Below are 3,577 nucleotides of genomic sequence, written 5' to 3'. Positions count from 1 at the left end.
GCATGGGCCCTGGTGTTGGTACGCAGGTTGAGGGGTAGATGGGATGGACGACTTCTATCGCGGCAAGAACATGCACTGCCTGCATTTTAGGGACCGTATAGCATCCGCTGCATGCGCCAGCCGGCGCCTTCACACAAATCACAGGAACTTCATGAACATCCATATCCGGAATGCCCAAACCGGCGACGCCGCAGTGATTCACGCCTTCATCGTTGAACTGGCCATCTATGAAAAAGCTGAGCACGAGGTCATCGCGGGCGTCGCAGACATAGAGCGCAGCCTGTTTGAGGCCGAGGCGCCTGCCCGCGCCCTCATCTGCGAGATAGACGGCCAGCCAGTGGGCTTTGCGGTGTACTTCCTCAGCTACTCCACCTGGCTGGGACGCAAAGGCATGTACCTGGAGGATTTGTACGTATCGCCCCAACACCGGGGTAGCGGCGCCGGCAAGCGGCTGTTGCGCCACCTGGCCCGGCTGGCCCTTGACGGCGGCTGCGGGCGGCTCGAATGGAGCGTGCTGGACTGGAACGAGCCGGCCATCCAGTTTTACCAGTCGCTGGGCGCCAGGCCGCAAGCTGAATGGGTGCGCTACCRCATGGCCGGTGACACCTTGCAGCACTTCGCTCTGGGGGACACAAGCCAGGTTCAGCCAACGCCCTGAGCCGGTCGTGCAATATCGGTGCAGACCCGGCTTTTTGTAAGAAATGGCAGCATTCAGCGACCAAGTGACACAGGAAGTACAGATAGCGGCGATTGACCGCGCTCAGCCCAGCGGGCGATCCAAAAAAGAACCCTATATAGGACAGCATTTGGCCGGCGCCGCTTGCGCCCAAAGCGGTTCAGTCCTACAAAGGCGTTTCGCTATCTGCTTTTAAATCTGTCGATATCACTTAACTGGCTGACCCAACGTGAACCTGCCCCTCAAATTTCCCGGCCTGGCTGAGGCCCTGCCAACGGCATCGCCGCAGTTCATTAACCTCTACAACGAGTCGCAATCGGGCCAGACCCAAAATGTGGCGCAGGAGCTGGAAGAGGGTTTGCTTGAACCCACGGCCACCATCGGCCCCAAATTCTTTTACAACGAGTTAGGCTCGAAACTTTTCGAGGCGATCACGGGCCTGGATGAGTACTATCCAACCCGCACCGAGGCCGCCATATTTGCGGCCTCCTACCCGCAGATTGCCGCCACGCTGAGCGCGAACGGAATCCACAACGCCTGCCTGATCGACCTGGGCGCCGGCAATTGCGCCAAAGCTGCAGCGCTCATTCCGCATCTTCAGCCGCGGCAATATGTGCCGGTCGACATCTCGGTGGAATTTTTGCGCGATGCCGCCGCGCAGGTGCAAAACAGCTTCCCCGCGCTCGACATCGTCGGCCTGGGCATGGATTTTTCGTCCGGCCTGGTATTGCCACGCGAAGTGCAAAGCCAGGAACGGGTGTTTTTCTACCCCGGCTCCAGCCTGGGCAACTTTCATCCGGCGCAGGCCCTGCGGTTCTTGCAGCACATCGCCGACCCGGCGCAAGGCAAGGCGCGCGGCCTGCTGCTGGGCATTGACCTGGTGAAGGACACCGCACGGCTGGAAGCGGCTTATGACGACGCGCTGGGCGTGACCGCTGCCTTCAACAAAAACCTGCTGCTCAACGTCAACGAGCTCCTGCAGGCGGATTTTGATGTTCGCCAGTGGCACCATGTGGCGCTCTTCAATGCCGCGGAGTCGCGCATCGAAATGCACCTGGAAGCCTTGTCGGACCTTACGGTGCGCTGGCCTGGGCATGCGCGGCGCTTTGGCGCCGGCGAGCGCATCCACACCGAATGCTCTTACAAGTACACCTTGGAAAGCATGACGGCGCTGCTGCGGCAGGCCGGATTCGGGCAGGTTCGCTACTGGACCGACCCGCAAAGCTGGTTTGCGGTGTTCTGGGCCGCTATTGAGTGAAAAAGCAATGAAAAAAGGCCAATTTCTTGAACGAAATTGGCCTCCAGCCCTTTACTACCTTGCGCGAGCAGCTATCAAATTAATAGCGCTTTGACGGACCGCCTCAGGCGCGCTCGGTCACCCAGGCCTGCACCGACTTCAGTGCATCACCGAGCTTGGACGCATCGGTGCCGCCGGCCATGGCCATGTCGGCCTTGCCTCCGCCCTTGCCGCCCACCTGCTGGGCCACAAAGTTCACCAGTTCACCGGCCTTGACCTTGCCCACGCTGTCGGCGGTCACGCCCGCGGCGATCTGCACCTTGTCGCCATCGACGGCGGCCAGCACGATGACGGCGGTCTTGAGCTTGTCTTTCAGCTTGTCCATGGTGTCGCGCAGCGTCTTGGCATCGGCGCCTTCCAGCTTCGCGGCCAGCACCTTAAGGCCCTTGACGTCGACAGCCTGCGTGACCAGCTCGTCGCCTTGTGACGAAGCCAGTTTGCCTTTGAGCGCGGCGATTTCTTTCTCCAGCGATTTGACCTGGTCCAGCACCTGGCTGATGCGGCCCTGCAACTCGGACGGGCTGGCCTTGAGCGAGCCGGCCGCGGCTTCTACCGTGGATTCGAGCGTCTGCAAGTAGGCCAGCGCGTTTTCGCCGGTGACGGCTTCCACACGTCGCACGCCCGCCGCCACACCGCTCTCGGCCACGATCTTGAACAGGCCGATATCACCGGTGCGTTTGACGTGAACACCACCACAGAGCTCCTTGCTGGAGCCAATCGTCAGCACGCGCACGGTCTCACCGTACTTTTCACCGAAGAGCATCATCGCGCCGGACTTCTGGGCATCTTCCATGGCCATCACGCTGGCATCGGTGGCCACGTTGGACAAAATTTCGGCATTGACGCGCGCCTCGATCTCGCGGATCTGCGCGTCAGTAACAGGCGCGTTATGCGCAAAGTCAAAACGCGTGCGCTCGGCATTCACGAGTGAACCCTTTTGCTGCACGTGATCACCCAGCACTTCACGCAGGGCCTTGTGCATCAGGTGGGTGGCGCTGTGGTTGCGCACGGTTGCGGCGCGCAGCGCGGTGTTGACCTGCGCGGTCACGGTGTCGCCGACTTTCAGCGTACCCTCTTCCTGCGTGCCATGGTGGCCGAACACATCGGCCTTGATCTTGAGCGTATCGTCCACCGTGAAGGTGGAGCCGGCAGCCGTGAGCCGGCCCTGGTCACCGACCTGGCCGCCGCTTTCGGCGTAGAACGGTGTCGTGCTCAGCACCACCACGCCGCTTTGGCCTGCATTGAGTGCCTGCACGGCCACACCGTCGGCATACAGCGCGACGACTTTGGCGGGCTCTTCGAGCAATTCGTAGCCGGTGAAAGCGTGGCCTTCGCCGGAATATTCCAGCGCACGGTCCATCTTGAACTTGCCGGCGGCGCGTGCCTGGTTCTTCTGCTTGTCCATGGCCGCCTTGAAGCCGGCTTCATCAACTTCCACACCGCGTTCGCGGCACACGTCGGCCGACAAGTCCAGCGGGAAGCCGTAGGTGTCGTGCAGCTTGAAGGCCACGTCACCCGGCAGCACCTTGGCACCACCAGCCAAAGCGGTGTCCAGAATCGTCATGCCGATTTCCAGCGTTTCGAAGAAGCGTTCTTCTTCAGCT

General features: G+C 61.2%; 3 protein-coding genes. 2 read left to right on the top strand and 1 reads right to left on the bottom strand.

From position 1 onward, the window contains the following. Nucleotides 1-151: 151 nt before the first annotated feature. Both AC1DWI_RS16755 and egtD read left to right on the top strand, forming a co-directional pair. Nucleotides 152-658: an N-acetyltransferase family protein gene (locus tag AC1DWI_RS16755; protein WP_477725251.1), complete on the top strand. Its 507-nt coding sequence runs from the start codon at nt 152-154 to the stop codon at nt 656-658. Nucleotides 659-905: 247 nt separating this feature from the next. Next, nucleotides 906-1,934, top strand: a complete 1,029-nt coding sequence (gene egtD, locus AC1DWI_RS16750; protein ID WP_477667811.1) for an L-histidine N(alpha)-methyltransferase — start codon at nt 906-908, stop codon at nt 1,932-1,934. Between the two features lie 103 nt (nt 1,935-2,037). On the opposite strand, the gene alaS is transcribed toward egtD, so the two are convergent. Next, nucleotides 2,038-3,577 (bottom strand): alanine--tRNA ligase (alaS, locus tag AC1DWI_RS16745; RefSeq protein ID WP_477725250.1); only part of this gene is annotated, 1,540 nt, incomplete at its 5' end.

The organism is Polaromonas sp. P3_C2 (genome assembly GCF_056402675.1).
Note: the sequence above shows the minus strand (reverse complement) of the source record. Positions and strands in the feature narration are given on the sequence as shown.